This is a genomic window from Erythrobacter sp. S227 (assembly GCF_057364925.1).
The window spans coordinates 1,248,282-1,273,588 of record NZ_CP200280.1 but is presented as its reverse complement, the minus strand read 5'-3'; the positions used below and the strand labels follow the sequence as shown (position 1 = coordinate 1,273,588).

The window sequence follows — 25,307 nt, the reverse complement described above, 5'->3', positions numbered from 1 at the left end:
GGGTAGAGCAAAGAGGTCACAGAGTGGTTAACAGCGGGTTGGCGTTATCCTCCATCTCGCGCTGGACAATCCAAGTGTTTGAAGTATCGGGGAAAGGTGCGGTTTAAGCTGCTTGCTTAGCCATAAACGCATGAGGGTCGATGCCCTCATTTGCGTAAGTTTCCAACACCTTATGGTACACAACCGGCTCCGGCGTGTTGAAACGGGCTCTCACTTCCTCAAGGGGGAGCGCAAACAGCTCCTGAATGGGTTGTTCGACGATCCGCGGGCAGGATTTCCCGTGCCGCCGCGCTTCAAGCAAGGCCCCGATGATGGGTGCATCGGTCTTGATCTTGGATTTCATCATAAGGGTGCCGAGCCATGCAGTCAGCAAATGCCCGGGGCTGGGCCGTTGATGGTACATATAGGCAAAGATACATTGTTCGCCCAAAAGGTCGCGGCCATAACCGGTTACAATGTGCAGGATATCGTGAAAATCGCGCAGGCGATCATTGTACCAATCGACCCCGTCATCAAAGCGCACGACGTCCTCTTTGCGCGCGGCATCGCTGGCCTCGACCATTCCAGCTGCCGATAGGCCCTCACGCTCCATAAAGTCGCAATAGGCATGGGCAAAGCTGCCCTTTGGCGTTTTGCGCAAGGTGGCATGGTCATCAAGAAAATCGGGGAGATAAGGCTCATCCTGGAATATTTGACGGCCACGCGGCGTCGACAGGAATTCGGCTGCTGCATCCGCCATTCCGCGCCAGGGTAGAGAGTCCAGAACAGCGATGATCTCGTCGGTTTGCTCTTTGTCTTTACGAAATTCGTGAAAATGGTGCCACGCCTTGCCAAATTGAAATTCGGAAGGCTTCCGGTCCGGGTGAACAATGGGAAACTGCTCAACGCCATTTGCGGTCGTGCGCGTGATCAGATTGGGCGAAAGAGTGCCGCCCTCATCACCGCCCGCTTCATTCAGGAGGAAAGAAGACGCAGCTTTGACTTTGCCCGTCGATTGCTCAGGCGACAGCTCGGCTGGGAGCTGGGTATTGGCTTCGTGTCCCATGCATAAAATGCTGGGGTAGGGTTAAAAGATTGTCAACTCCCGTTAACCATCAGGCGGCAGCCAATTGGGGAAGGACGATGCTTTAAAAAGGCTTAACGCCCCGCCGGACCACCTGCCCAACCAGACGTGCCGCGAATGCCTTCGTCCTGACCCGATACACTGGCGGCCAAACGCCGGTCGAGGGTACGGGTAATGTTCACCCACCAATCGTAAGTGTCGCGATCGCCTTTGAAAAATGCCTTTTCGGCTTGCGCGCGTGCCACCTTCGCAGCGCCCAGACCGTGGGCTGCGAAATGGCGCAGAGCGGCGCGCATTACCTGATCGTTATTGTGAGATCGCTCGCTGAAATCGGCATTGTCATTGGCAACCCGCTTTTGCGCGCGCGCCACAAGAATTCTGACATTGCCCGGGCGGGCACTGGTGATGTTTGCAGATTTTGCAGCGGCAAAATGGATCGACATGAGGCGTCTTTGTCCAATCTCGGGATCGGCTCGCGGGCACCGACCTTCGTCATCAAAGGCAAGGCACCGGCGCGGGCAGGGGTGTATCGCGGATTAAGGAGATAGACGCAGGCGAGCTAAGGCTTAGTGTGAAGCTAAGGTTTAGAGCGCGTTAACCACTGAAAAAGCGGGGCACAGGCCCCCCCCAGGTAGCCCCAAAACCTTTCTGGCGCAAAATCAACGCGGTGCGTTGGTTCCGCTGCCGGATTGGGCGGAAGCCTCTTCGGCAAGGCGGCGGCGTTCCGCTTCCAATGCGGTTTTCGCAGCATCGCTTTTCCACTGACCGGCGCGCGCAAAATCATCGCGCACTTGCCCTGCGCCCGAAACGCTTGGCTGGACCAGAACCGCGCCGGGGCCGGTGATCGGAGCTTGCACCGCTTGTGACCGGGGCATTCCCGACCGCGCCGTACCTGACGAGCTTGCATCTGCGCCCGTGGCATAGCCCGAGCTTGCCGTTTCACCGCTCGGCAGGTCAGGCAATTCAAAGACGGGCGGGGCGGTCACGCGTTGCCGTGCGCCCGGTTCCACACCGGCGTAGCTTTGCGTGAAGGCTTGTTTGCGCCCGCCTGCACCGCGATTGCGATAGAAACGGTGCGCGCCAATTGTACCCACATGGTCGAGGCTCGATGCCCAATAGGGGTTTACCCAGAGAGTGTGGTAGTGGGTTGCATGCCCGATGGGTTCATAAACGCTGCCTGAAAGCGCATCAGCAGCAATGTTTTGCGCGCGCGCCCATGAGCTGCCGCTTGCCTTGCGCCGCAAGCTGCCATCGCAGGTGAAGGTGAACTGGCATCCGGTCCTGCGGCTCGACCCTTGATAGACCACGCCGCACACGCTGCTGGGCCAGCTGGGATGCTTGACCCGGTTCAGCACGACCTGTGCAACGGCGCGCTGGCCTGCTTCGCTCTCGCTTGCCGCTTCGTACCAGATCGCTTGTGCAAGGCAGTCTTGAGCGCGCACCATGCTGGTTCCGCCTGTGCCAAAGAAGGGCGACGCGCCGGGCCCTGCGTCAATCAATGCGCCCACTTCGCGGCCCGCCTCGCCAACGCCTTCGCCCAAGGCATCAGTGGTCGGCAATGCGATCAGGGCATCGGACGGCGGGTCTTCTAGGAAAAAGAAGGCCGAGCCCGGAAAGCTCATTCCGGGACGTTCAAACGGCATCGCGGGGTTTTTGGCGAGCTCTTCCTGCAAGCGCTCTCGCACGATCTCCGCTTCGGTCGGAGCACCGCCGGGAAGCGCACCAAAATCGCCTCCAAAACTATTGGGTGCGGCCATTGCGGGCACTGCAATCACGGCGAGGAGCGCTGCGGCACGGCGTTTGAGCGACCATTTGCGGGTGTTTGGACCAGTGCTTTTATCAGCCGCTGCGTGTGCGTTTGTCGTTTGTATCCTATCGCCGGTTTCCGCTTCGCGACTAGCGTCGCCGAGGTAAATCACCTCAGGTGGCGACTTGCCCTTTGACTGGAAGGCTGACTTGAAGAGTGGCTTATGGCCAAAGGTAAAGGAACGATCGTTTCTCATAGCGCGCGACAAGCGCGTATCCGTGGGGGCATGGATTTGCGAGGGGCATGAGGGGGCGTGTCCCATCCGCGCACATCCAGGCAAAAGTCCTTAAGACTCCGCACGTGATGGGAGAGGCGTGCGATTGCCCGGGGGGAGGGGGGCGATCTTGGGGTGATGCAAGAAAGTGCCGGGCTGGAGCGTCATGCTTTGAAGGCAAGAAAGGGGCGCCGGGTGCAGCGACGATCCTTCTTACGAGCAATGAGCCACCAGCCCGGCGCGGCGGGTTAGGAGCGCCGCATCTCTAAAACAGTTTCGCCTGGCGCCTTTGCGTTACGACCCGAAGGGCGTCTGGCAAGATAATGCTAAAGAGGGGTCAAGCATTCATCATTTTGCAAAAACGCGACACTTCATATTTCCTGTAGCCCCCCCTAATTGGCGGGTGAGCGCAGTATTATCAGGGACTTGGCCGGCGGGGTTTTGTGTCAGGGTACTGTCCCCGTGCTAGGCAAAAGGGGCGTCACAGGCCAATTAAAGGGCTGTAATTGAGCGTTTCGAAGGTGATTGACTGGCCATTCGAGTCGATGCGTGAGCCGGTCAAGCGATGCGCAAAGATAGACCCTTGCAAACAGGTAGCGCAGCCCGGATAGTCGCTGGCGATGGCAGTTCAGATAACATCGCGTGAGGAGTTGGAGGCTTGGCTTGAGGACAAGCCGAGCAGGTATGGCATTGTCGTAGCTGCGCTCGCCGTCCAAAGGGTCCTCCCACTGGCGATAGATCCATCGAATTGGCTGGGTCGAGCGATCGAACCCAAATTACTACTGCAAGTCTTTCGTGCGGCTACCGTGTCCAGTTTCGGCGCCCCTTTGGCACGGCATGACAGGAATCCCGCCAATGCTGTGGCTAAGACTGCGACCGCAAATAGTGACAGGTCGATAGTCTTCTCTGTCGGTTATGCGGCTGCAAACGCAGCTGCTCTCAATCCAGTTGCTGCAGTACATGCAGTTGTCGATGCCGCAGCTGCCGTATCCCATGCTGGGTTTGCAAATGACGATCTATGGCAAACAATTAGCGAAGATTGCGATGCATTTGACCGAGGATTAAGTCCGGCTCTGGTTCTAGGTGGTCCTATTTGGAGAATGCCCAAGGAATGGTGGGCTGATTCGTGGAATAAGGCACGCAAGTGGCTTTCCGGGTCAAACCAAGGCTTCGAAATTTGGCGCGAATGGTACTACGGTCGCATCGAAGGCTTGCCCCACGCCTTCGCCGACTTCGACGATGCCGCAGACGAAGCATTCTACCGCTGGATCGTCGAACAAGACGACGACTGGTGGTCTCGCGAACCCGCCGAGGTTAACGCCGACATCAAGGCCAAGGTCGACAGCCTTCGCAAACCCAAAGACCCGAAGACAAAGCCGAAGGTCGACTTCTTCATCAGCTATGCCAATGAAGACGAGGCTGCGGCACGTGACATCGCGAAGGTCCTTGATGAGCTGGGAAAATCCTACCTCGTGCAATTTCGCGATTTTCCGCAAAGCAACTTCGTAAACGCAATGAATGAGGCAATGGAGCGGGCCGAAAAGCTTATTCCCGTCTATTCCAAATCCTATGTCTCCTCTGATTATTGCAAGGCGGAATGGAACCATTTTTTCAAGCTTGATCCTTCGGGTGTCGAACGCCGAATTGTTGGTTTTAAGCTAGACGGGGCGGACCTTGCGCCGCTTATGGAGCAAATCGTCTATGAGCAGCTTTTCGGAGTGTCACGAGGTGATTGGGCCGAGGTCATTCGCAATTGGGTGAGCTGGGAACCGGCGGATTTAACCCGCGCGAATGTGGCCGAGACGACCACGACCATACTTGATCCTGGAGTTGAGAAATCACAGGAGGGCAAGCTTCACGTTGCTGCGTCGGTTGACCGCAATACGCCCGAAATCCCGGCACAGCTTGCTCAAGCAATGGTCAGCTTGCGCATGATGCTCGAGCTTGTGAAACGGTGCCAGCAGAACATGACAGGCATTATGCAAGCCTCGTTGGAGCTATACGAAAGTTACCTGCGCGAGGGTGGGGACCGTCCCAGTTGGGATGGCCTGGACCGCCTTGTTGCAGTGCTTGCGGAAGGTTCGCTCTCCTTGTCGAGCAATGAATTGCGTGAGGAAAAGAAGGCGCTTGAGCAGTTTATCGCAGCTCACAACCAATGCCTCGCTGCGCGTAAGCAAGCGCCGTATCAAGAGCGCCAACTTGCCCACGTGCCCTTGGACGGCGCCACATCAGAGGCGATTGACGATTTTATTGATCGACTGAAGCAGTTTCGCGAAACCGCTTCGGCACAGCACGAAGTTTCGCCTGAATATGATCAACAGGCAAAAGATCTCGTCAAACAAGGACGAGAGTTCGCATTTGAAGCGGGTTTACCAGATCAGGGCGAAAAGCCTGACATCGCTCGCAAGCGGTTCCTTCGCTACGTTGGCGGGTTTGCGATCAAAACGCTCACCGTGCTTGGTTCGATCGCGTCGATCAGTACCACCCCGCAAGGCAAGCGTTTGATCGAGGCCGCGCAAAGGGTCGTCGAGAAGTTCTACGAAATGATCGGTCTCTAAAACCCTGCTCCTCCCAAACTGACCGCGTCAAAAAGGCGCGCGTTTATCCGAAGAACTCCAGATGCGGCGTGTCGAACGGGTGGTTTGCACTTTGCACAGGGATTGTTCCGAAGGCCGCGCTCTCTTGCTGCCAGACATCTTCCATCGCCTGGAATGCCTTGCCGCTGTTGCTTTGGCTGCTGGCGCTTTGCGCCTGGGAGCCGCTGTTGAACCAGTCGCCATAGGTCTCCACGCCGAAACCGTTCGCCTCAAGAAAGTCGATCACTTGCTGCTCGCTTTGATAGTTGGCGTAAGAGATATTGCCGTCCGCCTCCATGACCGCGCGCAAATACGCGGTGCCATCGGTGAGAGCAAAATAGACGTCCTGAAACCCGTCGCCGTCATAATCGTCCGCGCCAAGGACTTGGTTGATGTTCTCGATCCTGAGGTCGTTCTGGAAGCGCTGTTGGCTGTCAAAGGGGCTGAAGCGTTCCACAACTCCTGCCTCCACCAGCGGATCGATATAAATGCCAGCCACCCGCGTTTCGCCGGCCCAGCTGTTGTCGTTGAAGTACACAAGTCCATCGGGCGCAGTGCCCACGGTGGCAAATCGCCCAATCGCATCATTGACGAGGATCTGGTCGATATCGCCATCGCCATTCACATCGGCAGCCCCGATCCGGAGCCAATTCCCGTCGCCACCAAGGGCGTTGCCGTCAAAATCGAGGATGGAATTCATCGCATCCTGATAAACGCTGGGATCTGAGGTCTCGAAATTTACCTCAACGCCATCTCCGCGAAGCAAGCGGATGGTTTGATCGTCAAACTGCGCAAATTCGATTGTTGTCAAAGTGTCAGTGCCATCAGCGCCAACCACTTGGAACACGCCCAAAGAGGTCTGCGTGATGGTGTAGTCGGCGCGGTTGCCGCTGAATACAGCCGTGTCGACGTTGGAGCCACCGTCAATTGTATCGCGGCCAAGTCCGCCGGTCAGTGTGTCTGCCCCGCCATTGCCGCGCAACGTATCTGCGCCGGCATCTCCAAAAAAGACATCGCCCCCATCGCCGCCCAGCAGCGTGTCATTGCCTGCGCTGCCATGGACCTCAGCTGCGGACCCCGCAGTGCCATCATAAAGATCATCACCGTCAATAAAGAACACGCTTCCGGTGATGGTGCCTTCGTTGATCAGATCAATCGAATTGCCAAAATCAGGCGCGACCTCGTTTGAGCTCGGCTCTGTCAAACCGCTAAGCCAGCTGTAACTTGAGACAGTCATCCCGGCGGCGATGCTGATTGAGCCGCCTACTGCGCCTGATAAAGCGGTGTTTGTCAGATCACCGCCATTGAGCGTCAAATTGACATTGTCAGTGGCATCGATGGTGCGAAAGCCGCTCAATCCCGACAAGGTCACGTCGATAGGGTTGCTGCCCGTGATATCCTCTCGGTTGAAAACGAACAGGTCCTCAAACCCTGTGATGTTGCCGAAGTCCAAAGCAAAATCATCGATGAGCTGGATTTCGAATACATCGGCTTCGCCCTCACCGCCGTCGATCACATCAAGGGTGGAAAGATCAAAGCTGGCGTTGAAAAGGCCGAATTCGTCATTGCCCCCTCCCAATTCGACGGAAGTTGCAACGCTTGATGTGTCGGAGATTGTGAAGCTCTCGTCCGCGTCCGATCCCACCACCACGTCCACTATCGAGCCATCGCGCAGTGTCCAGTTGTTTGCGGCAAGTCTTAGCACCGCGTCTGGATTGTCACTTTGAAGCAGGCTGAAGAACCCGACAGAGTCTGTAGTTCCTGTGATATCGAGGAAGCCGTCAAAGCCGGTGTAAAACTGGGATTCGTTGAGAACCAATGCCTCAAAACCGGATGTGACAGATCCAATTGGACCTGACCTCGATACAAGTTCCAGCGTGTCGTACCCTTCGCCGCCTTCCAAATTGTAGAAAAAGCTCGAACCGGGGCCTGGGTCGCCTTCGAGCCTGAGAAGGTCATCGCCGCTGCCAAGGTCAACCACCGCTTCTGGCGTCAGTTCGCCCGGTGCGAGTTCGGGGTAGTTGATGATGACGACGTCATCGCCCCCATTCAACTCCATTCGCCCGTCGATGACACCAAAATTGATGACCGTGTCATCGCCTTCAGAGCCCTGTACCGCGACTAAGGTAACCGGAAAGGTTTGCCCTGGCGGTCCAATAAAGCCGCCCAATTCATTAATAAGTGTCGATCCACCCACTTCGAAAACGAATGTTCCGATCACGCGCCCAAGCTCAGTGTTGACGAACTCTATACCAGAGGCTTGCAGATGGACGTCGGCTTCGAGCGTTAGTTCATTGACGACGCGTGTGTCGGCCTCATCAAACACGAGCATATTCAGATCTCACAATTGCGACTTTCAAGGGAATAGCGGCTTTATCTCTCCGGCTCAAGAACTTGTCCCGGGCTTGTTCGGGAAAGCCACTGTTTAACCTGACGTCGATTGTAAAAGCGGTGCGTTGGGAGAGGTGACGGCTTGACGTGCACGCGTGGCGTAGAACATAGATAGAACAAGGAACTCCAGCGTTGCCGCTTGCGTTCTCACTGGACATAGGCGCGAACCGCCCCCAATTGGATATTCAATGTCTCTTACAAAAATCTCCGTTCGCGGTGCGCGCGAGCACAATCTTAAAGGTATCGATATTGACCTGCCGCGCGATGCGTTGATCGTGGTCACGGGGTTGTCGGGCTCGGGCAAGTCTTCGCTCGCGTTCGATACGATCTATGCCGAGGGGCAGCGGCGTTATGTCGAAAGCCTGTCGGCCTATGCGCGCCAGTTCCTTGAGATGATGCAGAAGCCCGATGTCGAGCATATCGACGGGCTCTCGCCAGCGATCTCGATTGAGCAAAAGACCACCAGCCGCAACCCGCGCTCGACCGTCGCGACGGTCACCGAGATTTACGACTACATGCGGCTTTTGTGGGCGAGAGTGGGCGTGCCTTACTCGCCTGCCACGGGAAAGCCGATCTCTGCGCAGTCGGTCAGCCAGATGGTCGACCGGGTGATGGAATTGCCAGAGGGGACGCGCGCCTATTTGCTTGCGCCGGTGGTTCGCGGCCGCAAGGGCGAATATCGCAAGGAGCTGGCCGAATGGCAGAAGGCGGGCTTTACCCGTGTGCGGATCGACGGCGAGCTTTATGCAATTGAAGAAGCGCCCGCGCTCGACAAGAAATTCAAGCATGACATCGAGGTGGTGGTCGACCGGATCGCGGTGAAGGCCAAGGGTGACGGCAGCTTGCAGACGCGGCTGGCGGATTCTTTTGAAACGGCTCTGAAGCTGGCCGATGGCCTTGCCTATTTCGACCTTGCCGATGGCGTGGTACCAGGGCGCGAGGATGAGGACGTCTCTGGGGGAGCGATGAAAGGGGCAGGCATCCCTGCCAACCGCATCGTATTTTCAGAGAAATTCGCCTGTCCCGTCAGCGGTTTCACCATCGAGGAGATCGAACCGCGCCTGTTCTCCTTCAACTCGCCTCAAGGGGCCTGTCCCACCTGCGATGGCATCGGTGAAAAGCAGCTGTTCGACCCGCAGCTGGTGATCCCCAATGAAGGGCTGACCTTGAAACAGGGCGCGGTGGCTCCGTGGGCGAAGAGCAACCCGCCATCGCCTTACTATATGCAGGTGCTGACCAGCCTCGCGAAGGCGTATGACTTCACCATCACCACGCCGTGGCGCGATCTGGAGCCCGACCAGAAGCTCATCATCCTTCATGGAACAGGCGGGATGCCGGTCCCGCTGACCTTCAAGGACGGGCGCAAGGAATACACCGTCAACAAGGCGTTCGAAGGCGTGATCGGCAATCTCAACCGCCGGCTGGCCCAGACCGAAAGCGCATGGATGCAGGAGGAGCTTTCCAAGTTCCAGACATCCCAGCCGTGTGAGGCTTGCGGTGGCAAACGCCTCAATGAAAAATCGCTCGCCGTGCGCATCCCCAGTGCGAATGGCCCCACCGATATCGCCGAACCTGTGCGTATGAGCGTATCGGATGCCAAGGCTTGGTTCCTTGACCTCGACAATCACCTTTCCGATCAACAAAGCCAGATCGCCAAGCCGATCCTCAAAGAGATCAACGAGCGGCTGGGCTTCCTCGACAACGTCGGCCTCGACTACCTCAACCTCGACCGCACCAGTGGCACGCTATCGGGTGGGGAGAGCCAACGCATTCGCCTCGCCAGTCAAATCGGCAGCGGGCTTAGCGGCGTACTCTACGTCCTCGACGAGCCCTCCATCGGGCTCCACCAGCGCGACAATGACCGGCTGCTGGAAACGCTCAAACGCCTGCGTGACCTCGGTAACACCGTGATCGTGGTCGAGCATGACGAGGATGCGATCCGCACCGCCGACCATATCGTCGACATTGGCCCGGGCGCAGGGGTTCGCGGGGGCGAGATCGTTGCGCAAGGCACGCTCAAACAAATCATGAAATCCAAAAAGTCGCTCACCGCAGACTATCTGACCGGCAGGCGCGAGATTGCGGTGCCGTCGACGCGTCGCAAGGGCAACGGCCTCTCCATCACCGTCCACGGGGCGAGCGCCAACAATCTGCAAGACGTGACCGCCAGCATCCCGCTTGGCACCTTCACCTGCATCACCGGCGTGTCGGGCTCGGGCAAGTCGTCCTTCACCATCGACACGCTATACGCGGCTGCTGCACGGACCCTCAACGGCGCGCGCATTATCGCTGGCAAGCACGACAAGGTCACCGGCCTCGACCACTGCGACAAGGTGATCGAGATCGACCAATCCCCCATCGGCCGCACCCCGCGCTCCAACCCTGCGACCTACACCGGCGCATTCACCCAGATCCGCGACTGGTTCGCAGGCCTGCCTGAATCCAAAGCGCGCGGGTACAAGCCGGGGCGCTTCTCCTTCAACGTCAAAGGCGGGCGGTGCGAGGCGTGCCAGGGCGACGGCGTGCGCAAGATCGAGATGCACTTCCTCCCCGACGTTTACGTCACCTGCGAGGAATGCGGCGGAAAGCGTTACAATCGTGAGACTTTGGAGGTAAAGTTCAAAGGCCTCTCCATCGCCGATGTGCTCGATATGACGGTTGAGGACGCGACCGAATTCTTCAAAGCCGTCCCCCCCATCCGCGACAAGATGGCGATGCTGTGCGAGGTGGGGCTGGGCTATGTGAAGGTCGGCCAGCAGGCGACCACGCTATCAGGCGGAGAGGCGCAGCGGGTGAAGCTCGCCAAGGAACTGGCCAAGCGTTCGACCGGCAAGACCTTGTATATCCTCGACGAGCCGACGACCGGCCTCCACTTTGAGGATGTGCGCAAGCTCCTAGAGGTGCTCCACCGCCTGGTCGAGCAGGGCAATAGCGTGGTGGTGATCGAGCACAATCTCGACGTGATCAAAACCGCCGACTGGATCCTCGACCTCGGCCCCGAAGGCGGAGTGCGCGGCGGCGAGATCGTAGCCGCTGGCACGCCCGAGGTGGTCGCAAAAGAGCCGCGCAGCTTTACCGGGCAGTATCTGGCGCCAATGTTGGAGCGGGGGAAGGAAGCGGCGGAGTAACCCGCCGCATTCCCCCGCGCACTCAACCCTTCAACCGCGCCCCCGATCCCGGCGCAGAATCCGCTTTTGCGACTCACCGGGAAGGCGTATTTAGAGCGCTCCTTTATTGGAGTAAGGACAATGAATAACGTGAAATGTCTCTCAGGGCGCGCCGGGTTGGCGGGCCTTGTATTTGGCGTTGGAATAACCGCGATGGCAGCCTCGCCGCTGCTCGCGCAGGACGAGACGATCATGATCAGCACGACCATGTTCGGCGAGAATGAAGTCGGACATGAAGGCGCCGGCAAAGATGCAAGCGGTGACTTCACCGGCGAGATCGACACGGATGCTGGCACATTGTGCTATTTCCTCGATATCGAAGGTCTCGACGATGTGACCGCCGCCCATGTGCACAAGGGCAAGAAAGGCAAGAACGGCCCGCCTGTGGTGGTCCTTCAGCTCGACAACCCCGATGACGAGGACCTGTGCGTCGAGGTTGACGGCGACTTGCTCGCTGACATCGCCAAGAACGAGAGCGATTACTATGTCAACGTCCACACCGCGAGCATTCCGGCTGGCGCAATCCGCGGTCAACTCGGAGACTGAACCAGGGCGTTTTTTGTAAAGCTATGGAGGCACCCAGCGCGCGATGAGCGGGCTGGGCGCCGCCCGGCCGCTGCGGGCATGCGCGGCGGCGAGATCGTAGCCGCTGGCACGCCCGAAGTGGTCGCGAAAGAGCCGCGCAACTTTACCGGGCAGTATCTGGCGCCGATGTTGGAGCGGGGGAAGTAGGGGGTGGGAGAGCCTCCCCGTCATGCTGAACTTCTTTCAGCATCCATCGCGAAAACTGAGCTCTGAGCCTGAGATGGACCCTGAAACAAGTTCAGGGTGACGCAGGATTAGTGATTCTGAACATCGCATTGAGCCAATCCATGTCAACGCCGAATTGAAAGCCTGTCTCATCGTATACGTAGGTCGCGAATTTCAATTCATTCGGATTTAGGACGCGACTTGCAAGAAACGATAGGTGCCCATTTTGATTTTCCGTTACGAACGTGAAGACAACCCTCTCGGGTTTCCAAGGGGCAACGAAGGGGTTCTCGATTGAGGTCTCAAGAAGTCGTTTGTTCGGTGGTTTGCAGATATGAAACACAGAATTGGTGTTTGTGACTACGTTGATAAATCCGACCTCGGGCGACGACTTATAAATGATTACTGGCCCGATCTGTGAGATTGTTGCAAGCTCGCCGTCAGCTCCTTTCTCAAGTTTGAATGTGCAATAAACAGCGGAGGGCCGGAAGCGCCATCGCTCTCGAAATGGGTCAAACATTGCGTACTCAAAGAACCCGCCATGCCCCGGCCGTTCTAGGTCATTAAGTTCTTTAACAAGATACTGCGTCGTTATGCCTTCGCAAACAGCTAGGGATAGGTTGGTCGCGCATTCTAGCTGAACCAAGTATTCAGTCTCTGCGTCGTTCAAATGCGGATACTCAGCTAGGGCCCTTTGTCGCAGTTGAGCTCGAGTGATTTCGACGTTCCTTTTTGCGGGTTCTTCGTAATTCGAAACAAGCTTGTGCAGGGCGCTTCCACCTGAGCCAGCGACCTTCACCATCCCAAATGTATCGCTTTTGTGGTGTATTGACCTTCCCTCACCTACGTTCGCTCCAACATGAAATGCGTGGTTCTCAGCGATGCCTCCCGGTGTTTGCATTGCGAATGACGCGAGGACCTGAATGCCGGAATACGAATTGGCTAGCTTTGAGATTTCACGGGCAGGTCTTTTCTGCATCTCAAACGCGTTGATGTTACCGCTTAAATCGTCAAGAAAACGAGCAATTTCCGACGCATTGCCAGCTGCGGTTACGCATGTTCGTTCAGAGACGATGGCTAGCTTTCTAGCGTGCATGTAAGCGTCGGTGGTGGAGGCGCCTAGCCTCGACCGAATGGGTCGCTTAACCTTTTCTCTATCGCCATACGTCACGACGATATCGGATAAGAGCGTCGGAACTTGGCTAGGTGTTATCAAAAGGCAAGCGGTCATTGTTGATCTCCAATGTCGCTTAAGGCCTAAAAGAGGCCCCGCCGGCTTCAAGTGTCTTTCTACACGGCGGAGTTTGGAAACTACGTTTCACGTGAGATTTTCGCAGTCCACCCGCTGCGACTAACGCTCACCTAGCGGCTCGCGAAGTCTCGCTCCCCTCCCGCAAGCGGGAGAGGTTGGGGGTGGGCTTGGCTTGGTGGCTGTCCTTCGGGCCAATGTGACTTCTGTGGGCGCGCGTCCTTCGACAGGCTCAGGACGAACGGAGCTTCGGGGCTCGGCACTGATATATTCGTCATCCTGAACTTGTTTCAGGATAACCGTGTCCCCTTGGTGCTCGGTTGATGGGGTTATCCTGAAACAAGTTCAGGATGACGGACGAGGGCGTAGCATGACGGACGAGGGGGTAGCATGGCGGGCCGCGCAAATGGCACCCGACCTTCGAGTTTTCCTACACCGCGCAATGCGCGTAAATACCCCGGCTCCAAAATCCCCAGCCGGAGCCGCCCCCATGCCTCATACGTCCGACCGCGCACAAAACTTCTCCCCCGTCCTAGCGCAGCCCCGCGAGCAGCTTCCCACCAGCAAGGGCTTTCCGCGCAAGCTTCAGGCGCAGTTTTTGCGGGTGCTGGCGCAGTGGGGGAATGTGCGGGAGGCGGCTCGGGCGGTGGGGGTGTCGCGCTCGGCCGCGTACCGGATGCGGCGCGAGTGCCTGTTGTTCTCCGAATTGTGGGATGCAGCGCTTTTGTGCGCGCGCCCGCAGGTCGAAGAGGTGCTGGCCGACCGCGCGCTTAACGGGACGCAGGAGACCGTCTTTTACCACGGCGAAGAGGTGGCGACGCGCACGCGCTACGATTTGCGCCTGCTGCTGGCACACTTGGGGCGGCTGGACCGGCTGGAGCAGGACCGGCGGGTGGTGGAGGCGACCTATGGCTTTGACCGGCAGCTGGAGGTGCTGGGTGATGCGCCGGAGCGCGGTGAATGGGCACCGGAGCAGGGCGAATTGGCGGCGGAATAGGGCGCGCGTGCGGGGGGTGCGACTTTTTTGGCCCTGAACAGTGTGTCAAGTGTGTCAAAAGTTGCGTTTAATCGCGGCGTTTCAGCAGCTTATCCGGGTTGCTGTGTGGTGAAAGTGAGAGCGCCAAAAATGCCGGTGCACAGCAATATGCCGATCAGCAGGAACTGGCACACGCGGGCGCTCTTGCTGAAGAACAGCCAGATCATCATGGGCAGGGCGGCAAGGGCAAACAGCTGCGCCACGCCCGCTAGCGGGGTCATCGATTCCATGGCCTTGGCGTTCTGCTCTGCCGTGATGAAAGTGAACTGGGCCGCGGAGCTGAGCACGTTCACTCCGATAACGCCGCCCACGACAAAGCGTTTCTGCTGCCAGAACCACTCGTCGAAATCGGGCCAGAGGCCGGGCTCGTCCGGGAAGGTCATGGCCGCGATCAGATAGTACCAGCCGATGGTGAGGAGGATGCCCATCACCGTGCCGCCGTTGAAGGGCATGACCTCGCGAAAGCTGAACATGTGGAGGAAAAAGGTCGATTGGTCGACGATGACGAACAGGCCAAGCAGCGGAGTGAGAAGGCCGATGCGAACGGCATTGGCGTCGTCGATGCCGGCTCGCCTGCGGGCTCTGAGCTTTAGGACGCGGGCAAAGCCGCCCAGAACCTGCGCCATGGCAAGGCCCATGAGGAGGATGAACGCCTCTAGTAGAAAGTTGAAGCCTTCCAAGCTTTTGCCCCTTTTCGCTGAATGTACGAGCGACGGGCAATAGCGTTCCTCTCCGCGCGTGGCTTGTCAAGCGATGGTGCGGGGCGTGGGCAGGGTGACGCGGCTGAGTTAACGCAAACTCAATGCCCTGATCGTAGCTTTGTGCGGACCGGAAAGAGGGGAATGGAAATGAACGGGTATTGGGGCGCGATCGGGCTGGTGGTTGTGGGCGTTGTCGGCATTATGGCGGCGGGCGGACCGGACCAGCGTTTCAAAAGCGAGAGCGAGTACGTCTCCTTTTGCACAAACGAGCTGGCGAAAGCAGGATTGCCCTCACACAAAAGCCGTTCGGGGTGCAAATGCATGTACCGCCAGGGGCGCGCAGCGCTTGAGGCGCGTGGTGAGTTCGAGCTTAGCGAAAGCGAAGCCGAAGCGTTCTATGGCCAGTGTATGGCACCCGTTGTTTCGGCATATGAGGCAGAGGCTGCCTGGAATGCACAAGGCAGCTATGGTTCGTCGTATGGAGAAGACGATTGGGGCGGCACCGGTGGCGGTTCCTCGGACTGGGGGAATTGATCCGGGTTGGCGTTCTCTAAGGGGAGACGACGTCGAGTTTGACCCGCGCATGGCCACGCGAAATCATGCCAAGCTCTTGCGCTGCGCCGCGGGACAGGTCGATTGTGCGCCCGCGGATGAATGGGCCGCGATCGTTGATGCGCACTGTGACGGAACGACCGTTGCGCGTATTGGTGACCCGCACCCTTGTGCCAAAGGGCAGGGTTTTGTGGGCAGCCGTCATCGCGTTCATGTTAAACCGCTCACCATTGGCGGTGAGGCGGCCGTGAAAGCGGCGGCCATAGTAGGATGCAACGCCGGTCCCCAGATCGCGCAGGACACTGACCTCTGGTTCGATCTCGCGCGGTGCTTCGAAGGTGCCAAGATCCACGGCTGTGTCTGGCAAGGCGAGGTCGATATCGACCAGGTTCGGGTCAATCGGCTCTATAACCTCGGCAAAGGCACGGGCGAACGTATCGGTCCCATTGGAGGTCGGGTTTGTGCCCGGTACAGACCGGAACTGTGCGGCAAGTTCATTTGTTTGCGCAGGCAAAGAGGAAAACGGAACCATCAGCAAACCGGCAACCAATGCACCAGCCGGGAGCGGGCGTACAATAGAGCGCGCTGAGCGGTATTGGCGGCGCGAGGCTCGCCCGAGGTCCCTATTCTCTCCCATCGCGGGCGTATTACACAAAGATGACGCAAATGGCCAATCTGGGCCATTCCATTGGCCTTTTGGACGGCTCGTTCTGGCGTGTTGGGGGTGTTCGGGCCCGCTTTCGACACTTTGCTTGCGCGGCGGAATATCTTTTTCCCAGCCACAAGTGCAAATGGGGCCGGCATTGCTGCCGACCCCACTCTCACCTGCGCGTGGGCGCCTCGTCTTTCATGGTTGGTCCGGCAAGCCTTCCCTCCCATGTTTTACGCTGCGCACTTGGCGTCCGGAGTTTACCCGCGTCCAGCAGCGTCTTTCATGTTCTACCCTTGCAGGTTTCCCACTTTCGTCGCCGCCTTGCTTCGCGGTTCGTCACCGGTGCTCGCGCCGGCATCCGACTTTGCTTCGCATTGGCGCCTCCGCTCTGTTTTGGCCGAAACCTCCACTTTGCTAAGGCATGCCGCTTGGCATAGCCGAGGCCGCAATCCTGGGTTTGACAAGTCGAACACTGGTAAGTGATTGCCCGAGGGCTCTTACCCAACAGCTATTGTCAGCCATTACTACAGCCTTGAACGGTTGCTTTGCTTCGCTTCTCTTTCAAACGATCCGCCTTGCCTTTGACCGAGGTCTCTTGCATAGCGTCTCTCAAGAGCTGCGTGGACAGCAGCTACCGTATCTTTGTTTCGAAAAACCTTCGTGAAATCATTTCCTTGCGGTCCCTCTTTCGGAAGTGTTTTCGTCCCGAAGACAAGTTGAAATTGGGCCTCGAATGGCCTTTTCGCAAGGTGCGCAAGAGCGACTTATCCACTTTTGCCCAGATCACTTGTGGACTGAGGTGGACAACTCAACGGTTCGTCGCATTTACTTGGTTCGGGCAGGAACTATTGGCCCATTAGAGAGTCTGCGTTGGTTCTATTCGCAAAGGCAGGCTTTTAGTTTGTTACCCAACCAAGCAATACGTTCAAACCGACTCGAAGCGGCTACTCCGAATCGGTCTGGAATATGCCTGATAGGCTCCTACCGGTCGCGTTGAGCCAGCAGCTTCAGGCGTAGAGCGTTCAGTTTGATGAAGCCTTCTGCATCGTGTTGATCGTAAGCGCCTGCGTCGTCCTCAAAGGTCACATGAGCCTCTGAATAGAGTGAATTGGGCGATTTGCGGCCAACGACGCTGGCAAGGCCCTTGTAAAGCTTGAGCCGAACAGTGCCGGTCACTTTCTCTTGGGAAAGGTCGATGGCCGCCTGCAACATCTCACGCTCAGGCGCGAACCAGAAGCCGTTGTAGATCAGCTCTGCGTATTTGGGCATCAGCTCGTCTTTGAGGTGCGCTGCGCCACGGTCGAGGGTGATCTGTTCAATCCCGCGGTGAGCGACGGCGTAGATTTCGCCGCCCGGTGTCTCATACATCCCGCGCGACTTCATCCCGACAAAGCGGTTTTCGACAAGGTCCAAGCGGCCAATACCATGCTTGCGGCCAAGATCATTGAGAGCGGTGAGCAAAGTCGCAGGCGACATCGCCGCGCCGTTCAAGGATACGCCGTCGCCGCGCTCAAAACCGATCTCGATATATTCTGGCGTATCGGGCGCGTGCTCTGGGTGGTCGGTGCGCGAATAGACGTAATCGGGGGTCTCTTTCCACGGGTCTTCGAGCACTTTACCCTCGGACGAGGTGTGCAGAAGGTTCGCATCGGTCGAAAACGGGCTTTCACCGCGCTTGTCGGTTGGGACCTTGATCTGGTGCTTCTCAGCCCATGCGATGAGAGCGGTGCGGCTGGTCAAATCCCACTCGCGCCAAGGCGCAATAACGTTGATCGAAGGGTCAAGCGCATAGGCCGATAGTTCAAAGCGAACCTGGTCATTGCCTTTGCCGGTCGCACCGTGGGCGATGGCATCAGCGCCTGTTTCATGCGCGATTTCGACCAGACGCTTGGAAATAAGCGGGCGCGCAATCGAAGTGCCGAGCAGATAGTCGCCTTCATAGCGGGCATTCGCGCGCATCATCGGGAAGACGAAATCGCGCACGAACTCTTCGCGCAGGTCCTCGATGAAGATGTGCTTATCAGGAATACCCATGACGCGTGCTTTATCGCGAGCAGGCTCAATTTCTTCGCCTTGGCCAAGGTCAGCGGTGAATGTGACCACCTCAAGCCTGCGCTCTACGCTCAGCCATTTGGCGATCACAGAGGTGTCGAGACCACCGGAATATGCAAGCACAACGCGTTTAATATCCGACATTTAGGAGCCCTTATTCATCAATCTTCAAGAGCGGCTTTCTAAAGGAAACCACGCCCTCAATGCACAGTTGAATTGCCCCTTAAACTTGCAAGGGGGCAGGTGGCCACCAATATTTTGTAGCTGATACGATAGGAGGGATCACAGTGTTTGGGATGTGGAACAAAGCGCGCGAGATGGCGGAAATGACGCCGCCAGAGCGCAATCGCTGGGTCGATTTCCTTCGGGCTGTATCCATTCTTGCTGTGGTTTTCGGCCATTGGTTGATGGCGGGGCTCTATGTTGATGACGCCGGAGCGTTGCAGCGCGGCGATCTTATCGAAACATCGCAATGGACGCATTGGCTTACATGGGCCTTTCAAGTGATGCCCGTGTTTTTCCTTGTTGGCGGCTATTCCAATTCGGTGAGCTGGGAGGGGACTTTGCGAAAGGCTGAGCCCGGACAGAGAGGCGTTTACCGCGATTGGCTGGCTGCGCGCGTACAGCGGCTGATTGCTCCAACTTTTCCGGTTTTGTTGGTCTGGGCGGTGATCGCGGTTGTTCTCACGCAAGTGGGCTTTCCCCGTGTTCAAATCCGCATGGCAACCGAAGCGGCGCTTATCCCGGTGTGGTTCCTGGCGGTTTACCTGTTGGTCACGGCCTGCACGCCGCTTGCCATGAAGGCGTGGAAGCGCTTTGGGTGGCTCAGTTTTGCGGTTCTTATTCCTGTCACGGCGATGGTCGATTGGCTGCGGTTTGAGCACGGCGTGCCTTACATCAGCTTCACCAATTTCCTGTGGGTGTTCCTTGCGATCCACCAGCTGGGTTTTGCGTGGAAGGACGGGAAGTTCGATAGCCGCCTGTCCGCCATAGCGTGGTTTGCGATTGGTCTTGGTGTTCTGATTTCTGTCACCGTTTACGGGTTTTATCCGGTTTCAATGGTGTCAGCGCCCGACGGGTTCTCCAACTCGCTGCCCCCGACTTTTGCGCTTCTGGCGCTGGGTGTGGTGCAGGTGGGCCTGGTGCTCGCGCTGGAGCCTGCAGGCCGCCGGATGCTGGATAAAGTCGGTGTCTGGACCGCGACAGTGTTGATGAACGGCATGATTATGACCGTCTTCCTGTGGCACCTCACCGCCTTTGTGCTGGTGATGACATTCGTGTGGATCGCGCTTGGCGGGATCGGGTTGGACAGCGTGCCGGGCACCGGTGAATGGTGGACGAGCAGGCCTTTGTGGCTTGGTATCTACATCGCAGCCTTGCTGCCCTTCATCGGCGTTTTTGCAAAGCATGAGCGCACTTTCAGGCCGATCAGAGGTGGCCGCACAGTGCCACGCGCGCGGGTGGTGGCAGGCGTGCTGCTGATCTGCATCGGACTTGGCTGCACAGCAGGCATCACCATCGCGAGCCCTGAGGGGATTACGGGGCTCAGGATCTGGGTGGTGGCCGCCCCATTTGTGGGAGCAGCGCTGCTGGGGTTTGGTCCGGTCTATGAATTCATCGCGCGGCGGCGGGAGAAAGCGGCCTAGGCCGCCTTCAACCGCCAAGAAGGGCCTTTTCTGTTTCGCCAATATAGTCCCGTGTGAGCGGGAGAGCGTGCCGGTCACGTGTGTATTGGATCTGGAAATTGCACATGCCGCCGTACTCAAACACGGTCGCGGCGCCTGCAAGATAGAAGGTCCACATTTTGAAGAAGCGCTCATCATACATCGCGATGATCGCGTCGCGGTGCGTCATGCAGTTGGCGTACCATTGGCGTATGGTCTTGGCATAGTGGACGCGCAAAATCTCGATGTCGCTTGCCATCAATCGATATTTCTCGCTCGCCATCATCGTCTCGGAAAGCGAAGGGATATAGCCGCCGGGGAAGATGTACTTGCGCGTGAACGCATCGGTCATCCCCGGTGAGCCCATACGCCCAATCGTGTGCAGCAGCATCACGCCTTGGTCGGTAAGCAGGTTGGCGCACGCTTGGAAGAAGGTTTCAAACTGCGCTTTGCCGACGTGTTCAAACATGCCGACAGAGACGAGGCGGTCAAATTTGCGGCCAGCCTTTGCAAAGTCGCGGTAGTCGACGAGTTCGATCGAGACCTTGTCCGCAACGCCAGCGTCCTCAACCCGTTCGCGGGCGAGGGTCGCTTGTTCCTCTGACAGGGTGATGCCGGTCACATGCACATCGTGGTGCTTGGCAAGGAAGATAGCCATGCCGCCCCAGCCACAACCGATGTCCAGCACTTTTTGCCCCGGTTCAAGCGCCAGTTTGGCCGCAATATGAGCCAGCTTCGCCGTCTGTGCTTCGCCCAGGGTCATATCGTCATTCGGCCAGTAGGCGCAGGAATACTGCCAATGCTCATCATCCAGCATCAAGGCATAGAGATCGTTCCCGATGTCATAGTGGTGCGCGACATTGTCCTTCGACCCAATCGCACTGTTCACCTGCTCAAAGGCGAATGCGGCTTTGTTTATGAGTTTGCGCGAAAGCTTTGGCCGGGAGATGTTTCCGCCTTTTTCCCACTTGTTGTTCGCCCGCAACAATGTGACGAGCTCCATCACATCGCCTTCTTCGATGATAAGGCGTCCGTCCATGAAGGCTTCTGCGGCACCAATGCGCGGGTCCATGATGATGTCGCGCGGCACCTTATCGTCTGCCATTCGCACAACGATTTCTGGAAAGCCGTTAGCAGGCTCTCCGTACACAGAAGAGCTGCCATCGGCAAACACCACGCCAAGCCTACCTTGTTTAACGCCCTTTTTCAGAAAAGTTTCGAAAAGTCTCTTGCTCATGGTCTCCCATTCGGCTCCCTCTTCTGAAAGGTTACCGTGAGAACATTGGAGGCATCAAGCAAGCTTTGCGAAGTCTATGTCGGACCAGCGACAGATGGCTTGCGGCAAGCGGTTACTCTGCGGCTTCCTTAATCTCGGGATCAAACCGCCAGCTGGGGATGTCGCCGCGTGCCCGCAGTTTGGCGCTTTCCTTCTCGAGATACTCGCGTGTCATGGGGATGGCGTTGCGATCCTTCACATATTGCAGCTGCCAATTAACCATAGTGCCGTTGCGGAATGATTGCTCTGCGCCTGCAAGATAGAACAGCCACATGCGGTAGAAGACTTCGTCATACATCTCGGAGATCTCTTGCCGATGCATGACCGTGCGGTTGTACCATTCCTGAAGCGTGTGGCTGTAGTGGAAGCGCATGGCTTCGACATCCATCACCTGCCACCCATTCTTCTCGCTCTCGGTGACCAGCTCGGAAAGGGCAGGGATATAGCCGCCCGGGAAGATGTATTTGCGGGTCCAGGCATCGGTGTATCCGGGCTCGCCGCTGCGGCCGCAGCAGTGTGAAATCATCACGCCATCGTTCTTGAGCAATCGGTTGGTATGCTCAAAGAATTGCGGGTAGTGGATGGTGCCCACGTGTTCGAGCAGACCGACGGATGAGATCCGGTCAAACTGCCCTTCAACATCGCGGTAATCGCACAGCTCAAACTTGACCTTATCGTCAACGCCAAGCTCTTTGGCTCGCTCATTGGAAAAGGCGATCTGGTCAGGAGCAAGCGCCACGCCGAGCACTTCGCAATCATACATCTTATTGAGATAAAGCGCGAAACCGCCCCAGCCACAGCCGATATCGAGCACGCGCATAGGCTTGCCGCCATTGTCCTCTGGTCGTTTCAGGAACATCTTGGCGGCAAGATGCGCCTTCTTGTCCATCTGCGCCTGTTCAAGGCTTGTTTGTGTTGGATCATCCTCGCGGTAATAGGCCATGGTGTATTGGCGATCTTCATCGAGGAAGCGTTCGTACAATTCGCGGGTGAGGTTGTATGTGTGTTCGGCATTGGCTCTGGCTGAACCGCGCAAATTTATGCCATCGACGGCCGCTTTCATCTTCTGCATCGCCTTGCGCAGCGGGCCTTTGGCCTTGAGGGAATTTTCGCCCAAACGCTTCGCATTCATGGTCACGAACAGGATCATGTCGCGGATGTCATGGGGCTCTTCGACTACCAGCCAGCCCCACATGAACGCTTCGCCTGCGCCCATTTGCGGATAGCGGACAATGTGATTGGCGGCCTTCTTGTTCGTCAGCGTGATCCGGATTGGCCCGGCGCGTCCCCCGACAAGCGGGTCGTACTCTCCTCCGGGGCCATAGGAGTGCTCTGTCCCGTCGTAATCCGTGACGATCAGCTTCCCGTGCTTGATCGCTTTGCCCAAGAATTTATCGAGTAGCCACATATCTTGTGCAGTCCCCTTCTGCTCAATCCCCGTGACGGTGTGGCGCGCCATGTGTTATTCTGTCAATCATCGAATGAATGTTGGATGGGGAGGGGATGCAATGTCAGACGCAAAGACAAAGCCTACAGCGGTATCGGTCGAGGAGTATATCGAGGCGGTGGAGCCTCAATCAAAACGCGAAGATGCCAAGGTGCTTGATGCGGTATTTCGTAAGGTGACGGGCGAGGCACCACAGATGTGGGGCCCCTCGATCATTGGCTATGGCAGTTATCACTACAAATACGAAAGCGGGCGCGAAGGCAATATGTGCCGGTCAGGCTTTTCACCGCGCAAGGCGAAGCATTCGCTCTATTTCATGGGCCGGTATTGCGATGAGGCGACAGGCAAGAAGGTCGACGGACTTCTCAAGAAAATGGGTAAGCACAAAACTGGGGCGTCATGTGTTTATGTGAACAAGCTCGCCGATATTGATCTGGCCGTTCTGGAAGAGATTATCGGTGAGTGTTGGGAGGCGATGAACCGGAAGTATCCCGAGTAAGCGCACTCAGATTCCCGCATACCACTGATAATCGCCGATATCTTCCCAAAAGCCGCCTTTGCCGCCGTAGATGTCACCAAAGCTCTCTACCGCCTCAATCGCGGTCAGATATTTGGCGTGTTTGTACCCCAATTGCCGCTCGATCCGCACACGCAGCGGCGCACCGTTTTTCTCGGGCAGGGGTTCTCCGTTAAGCTCATGCGCGATGATTGTCTGCGGGTGATAGGCATCGACCATATCGACGCTCTCGTAATAGTCGCGGCCATACAGGACATCGGCGCAGCGAAAGACGATGAAGTTCGCCTTCCCGCTAACCTTCGCCGCGTCGAGCAGGTCGGAGAGCACCGGTCCCTTCCACTCCGCAATTGCGCTCCATCCTTCGACGCAGTCATGGCGGGTGATCTGCGTGCGCTGGGGCAGGGCTTTAAGGTCGGCCATCGAGAGCGCGAGCGGGTTTTCGACCAATCCGCGCACCTGAAGCTGCCAATCGGCAAAGCCTTGCGAAAAATGCTCGCGGTAACTCGCATCATCAATCCGCACCGTGCCATTGCCCTTGATGTCGGGGGAGCGTTCATCGGGCGCATATTCGGGCGCAAGTGCCTGGCGAGAGGCAAGTGTGCGGTGGGCTTTGCGGTGCCAATCTTCGGCGGCGTCGAACAGGTCGCTTACCGGCTTGCTATCGGCAAGCTGAGTGCAGCCAGCAGCAGGCAAAGCAGCAATGCCGGCAAGCAAAGAGCGGCGTCTGATATCAGGCATTAGTCTCTCCTGAGCGTTTCCCGCCGGTGATCATTCGGGTGATCTGTGTGAGCGGCCCTGACCACAGGACCATAGCCAAGTGGACAGCTACAAATCCCGCAAGACCCCAGGCAAACAGGAAGTGCAGTGACCGCGCGCTTTGACGGCCGCCCAGAATATCCACCAGCCACGGGGCAACAACCTCAAAGCCCGGACTAATCGCAAGGCCGGTCGCGATCATCATGGGAAGGCCCACTCCAAGGACAAGACCATAAGCGATCTTCTGAACCGCATTGTACGAGCGGTCACCATGTGCACCAGGGCGCGCATGTTCTTTAATCGCGGTGAGCCAATTGCGAGGACTCCAATCGCTTATCGTGGTCGCAATATCGCGGGCAAAATGCCGGTTGATAAGGCTCATCACCCACATGATAAGCAGGCCCAGCGCAAATACCCAAGCAGAAAAATTATGCCAATCGCGGCTTTCGGCAAGGTCATAGCGCTGAGGGATGGTCATCCATGCAGGGAAGCGTTGAACCACTAGCCATGCGTCTGCGGGATCAAAGCCATAATCGCCCCAGTACAAGAACCGGTGCGCGTTGGAGATATTGAGGCCGGACATAAACAGCACAATGAAAGCCACTGCATTCACCCAATGCCAAAGCCGGGTCGTGAGAGCGTGACGCTTCATGCCTGCTGCCGCTCACGCGCCAGATAGATCACATCGCGCGGCTGGGAGAGCAGGTGCTGGCCGCTGTCGATGAGGAGTGTGGAGCCGCTCTTAAGGGTGCCTGTGCTCAGGAACAGCGCTGCATCCACAATCTCATCCGCGCCCGTTTTTCGGCCCAGCAGATTGAGGCGGTGCGAGGTTTCGGTCTCATCCTCGGTCTGGTCATGGCTTGCCAAAATCGCTCCCGGAGCAATGCCATAGATGCGCGCCGTGTCGCCTGCTTCCATCGCAAACATCTCAATCGTTGAAGCAAGCGCGTGCTTCGACATGGTGTAGCTGAAGAAATCGGGATTAGGATTCTCGATCTTCATATCGGTCACCTGGATCGCGCATAAAGGCGCATCACCTTTCGCGATGTCGAGAAAGGCCCGCGTCATCAGGGCAGGGGTCAGCGCGTTCACTTGCATTGCTTGCCGGTTCGTATCGGCGTCGGGTTTAGTTGCACTGTCATAGTGAAAAACCGATGCTGAATTCACAAGGCACCGAAACTTGGGAAGATGCGCGGCGAGGTCTTCGATCATCGCGGTCGCTGCCGTCTCGTCGCTGAGATCGCATGAAACAGTTTCAGCAGAGGGCAAGGAGGCGGCCAGAGCCTCTGCCTCATCATGCGAGGTGAGGTGATGGATCACCACATGCCAGCCTGCCAACGCGAACCCTTTCGCGATTTCGGCGCCTATGCGCGTCGCGCTTCCGGTGATCAGAACGGCTGGCTTTTGCATAATCGTCATGGAGCAGAAAATTCTCGT

At 57.5% G+C, this 25,307-nt stretch carries 20 protein-coding genes; 7 read left to right on the top strand and 13 right to left on the bottom strand.

Features of this window, described 5'->3' with window-relative positions; translation table 11 throughout:
• Nucleotides 1-103: 103 nt before the first annotated feature.
• From AC0V6Q_RS06070 to AC0V6Q_RS06060, 3 genes are all read right to left on the bottom strand, one after another.
• The gene (locus tag AC0V6Q_RS06070) at nucleotides 104-1,045 is read right to left on the bottom strand and encodes a Coq4 family protein (protein WP_486167509.1); all 942 of its coding nucleotides are present in this window, start codon (nucleotides 1,043-1,045) and stop codon (nucleotides 104-106) included.
• A gap of 92 nt (nucleotides 1,046-1,137) precedes the next feature.
• Nucleotides 1,138-1,506, bottom strand: coding sequence for a hypothetical protein (locus AC0V6Q_RS06065; RefSeq protein ID WP_486167508.1), 369 nt, complete (start codon nucleotides 1,504-1,506; stop codon nucleotides 1,138-1,140).
• Nucleotides 1,507-1,722: 216 nt separating this feature from the next.
• Nucleotides 1,723-3,066, bottom strand: coding sequence for a cell wall hydrolase (locus tag AC0V6Q_RS06060; RefSeq protein WP_486167507.1), 1,344 nt, complete (start codon nucleotides 3,064-3,066; stop codon nucleotides 1,723-1,725).
• 1,118 nt (nucleotides 3,067-4,184) lie between these two features.
• Between AC0V6Q_RS06060 and AC0V6Q_RS06055 the strand changes: the two genes are divergently transcribed.
• Nucleotides 4,185-5,642 carry a toll/interleukin-1 receptor domain-containing protein gene (locus AC0V6Q_RS06055; RefSeq protein ID WP_486167506.1) on the top strand — a complete coding sequence of 486 codons (1,458 nt, stop codon included), beginning with the start codon at nucleotides 4,185-4,187 and terminating at the stop codon, nucleotides 5,640-5,642.
• A 43-nt stretch (nucleotides 5,643-5,685) separates the two neighbouring features.
• Here AC0V6Q_RS06055 and AC0V6Q_RS06050 read toward each other — a convergent pair whose 3' ends face one another.
• A complete protein-coding gene (locus AC0V6Q_RS06050; protein WP_486167505.1) occupies nucleotides 5,686-7,992 on the bottom strand; it encodes a hypothetical protein in 2,307 nt (768 codons plus the stop codon).
• A gap of 247 nt (nucleotides 7,993-8,239) precedes the next feature.
• On the opposite strand from AC0V6Q_RS06050, the gene uvrA reads away from it, so the two are divergent.
• On the top strand, nucleotides 8,240-11,179 hold the full coding sequence (gene uvrA / locus AC0V6Q_RS06045) for an excinuclease ABC subunit UvrA (protein ID WP_486167504.1): 2,940 nt from the start codon (nucleotides 8,240-8,242) through the stop codon (nucleotides 11,177-11,179).
• Nucleotides 11,180-11,299: 120 nt separating this feature from the next.
• Nucleotides 11,300-11,764: a CHRD domain-containing protein gene (locus tag AC0V6Q_RS06040; protein ID WP_486167503.1), complete on the top strand. Its 465-nt coding sequence runs from the start codon at nucleotides 11,300-11,302 to the stop codon at nucleotides 11,762-11,764.
• Between the two features lie 277 nt (nucleotides 11,765-12,041).
• Here AC0V6Q_RS06040 and AC0V6Q_RS06035 read toward each other — a convergent pair whose 3' ends face one another.
• Nucleotides 12,042-13,199: a hypothetical protein gene (locus tag AC0V6Q_RS06035; protein ID WP_486167502.1), complete on the bottom strand. Its 1,158-nt coding sequence runs from the start codon at nucleotides 13,197-13,199 to the stop codon at nucleotides 12,042-12,044.
• A 508-nt stretch (nucleotides 13,200-13,707) separates the two neighbouring features.
• Between AC0V6Q_RS06035 and AC0V6Q_RS06030 the strand changes: the two genes are divergently transcribed.
• Nucleotides 13,708-14,214 carry a hypothetical protein gene (locus AC0V6Q_RS06030; RefSeq protein WP_486167501.1) on the top strand — a complete coding sequence of 169 codons (507 nt, stop codon included), beginning with the start codon at nucleotides 13,708-13,710 and terminating at the stop codon, nucleotides 14,212-14,214.
• A gap of 89 nt (nucleotides 14,215-14,303) precedes the next feature.
• On the opposite strand, the gene AC0V6Q_RS06025 is transcribed toward AC0V6Q_RS06030, so the two are convergent.
• Nucleotides 14,304-14,933, bottom strand: coding sequence for a hypothetical protein (locus AC0V6Q_RS06025; RefSeq protein ID WP_486167500.1), 630 nt, complete (start codon nucleotides 14,931-14,933; stop codon nucleotides 14,304-14,306).
• A 168-nt stretch (nucleotides 14,934-15,101) separates the two neighbouring features.
• On the opposite strand from AC0V6Q_RS06025, the gene AC0V6Q_RS06020 reads away from it, so the two are divergent.
• Nucleotides 15,102-15,488: a hypothetical protein gene (locus AC0V6Q_RS06020; protein ID WP_486167499.1), complete on the top strand. Its 387-nt coding sequence runs from the start codon at nucleotides 15,102-15,104 to the stop codon at nucleotides 15,486-15,488.
• A gap of 16 nt (nucleotides 15,489-15,504) precedes the next feature.
• Here the strand turns inward: AC0V6Q_RS06020 and AC0V6Q_RS06015 are convergent, their stop codons facing one another.
• Both AC0V6Q_RS06015 and AC0V6Q_RS06010 read right to left on the bottom strand, forming a co-directional pair.
• Nucleotides 15,505-16,143, bottom strand: coding sequence for a septal ring lytic transglycosylase RlpA family protein (locus AC0V6Q_RS06015; protein ID WP_486167498.1), 639 nt, complete (start codon nucleotides 16,141-16,143; stop codon nucleotides 15,505-15,507).
• A gap of 996 nt (nucleotides 16,144-17,139) precedes the next feature.
• Entirely contained in the window at nucleotides 17,140-18,354 is a 1,215-nt protein-coding gene (locus AC0V6Q_RS06010; protein WP_486167497.1) for an argininosuccinate synthase, read from the bottom strand.
• A 152-nt stretch (nucleotides 18,355-18,506) separates the two neighbouring features.
• Here AC0V6Q_RS06010 and AC0V6Q_RS06005 point away from each other — a divergent pair, with 152 nt between their 5' ends.
• Nucleotides 18,507-19,856 carry an acyltransferase family protein gene (locus AC0V6Q_RS06005; protein WP_486169265.1) on the top strand — a complete coding sequence of 450 codons (1,350 nt, stop codon included), beginning with the start codon at nucleotides 18,507-18,509 and terminating at the stop codon, nucleotides 19,854-19,856.
• A gap of 7 nt (nucleotides 19,857-19,863) precedes the next feature.
• Here the strand turns inward: AC0V6Q_RS06005 and AC0V6Q_RS06000 are convergent, their stop codons facing one another.
• Nucleotides 19,864-21,111 (bottom strand): class I SAM-dependent methyltransferase, encoded by a 1,248-nt coding sequence (locus AC0V6Q_RS06000; RefSeq protein WP_486167496.1) that lies wholly within the window; start codon nucleotides 21,109-21,111, stop codon nucleotides 19,864-19,866.
• 112 nt (nucleotides 21,112-21,223) lie between these two features.
• Nucleotides 21,224-22,609: a class I SAM-dependent methyltransferase gene (locus AC0V6Q_RS05995; RefSeq protein ID WP_486167495.1), complete on the bottom strand. Its 1,386-nt coding sequence runs from the start codon at nucleotides 22,607-22,609 to the stop codon at nucleotides 21,224-21,226.
• Between the two features lie 49 nt (nucleotides 22,610-22,658).
• On the opposite strand from AC0V6Q_RS05995, the gene AC0V6Q_RS05990 reads away from it, so the two are divergent.
• Nucleotides 22,659-23,096 carry a DUF1801 domain-containing protein gene (locus AC0V6Q_RS05990; protein WP_486167494.1) on the top strand — a complete coding sequence of 146 codons (438 nt, stop codon included), beginning with the start codon at nucleotides 22,659-22,661 and terminating at the stop codon, nucleotides 23,094-23,096.
• Between the two features lie 6 nt (nucleotides 23,097-23,102).
• Here AC0V6Q_RS05990 and AC0V6Q_RS05985 read toward each other — a convergent pair whose 3' ends face one another.
• Genes AC0V6Q_RS05985 through AC0V6Q_RS05975 form a run of 3 tightly spaced genes read right to left on the bottom strand, consistent with a single transcriptional unit; the run spans nucleotide 23,103 to nucleotide 25,280 of the window.
• Entirely contained in the window at nucleotides 23,103-23,852 is a 750-nt protein-coding gene (locus tag AC0V6Q_RS05985; protein WP_486167493.1) for a molybdopterin-dependent oxidoreductase, read from the bottom strand.
• Entirely contained in the window at nucleotides 23,845-24,522 is a 678-nt protein-coding gene (locus AC0V6Q_RS05980) for a cytochrome b/b6 domain-containing protein (protein WP_486167492.1), read from the bottom strand. The genes AC0V6Q_RS05985 and AC0V6Q_RS05980 overlap by 8 nt, the downstream gene beginning before the upstream one ends.
• The gene (locus AC0V6Q_RS05975) at nucleotides 24,519-25,280 is read right to left on the bottom strand and encodes an SDR family oxidoreductase (RefSeq protein WP_486169264.1); all 762 of its coding nucleotides are present in this window, start codon (nucleotides 25,278-25,280) and stop codon (nucleotides 24,519-24,521) included. The genes AC0V6Q_RS05980 and AC0V6Q_RS05975 overlap by 4 nt, the downstream gene beginning before the upstream one ends.
• Between the last annotated feature and the right edge of the window lie 27 nt (nucleotides 25,281-25,307).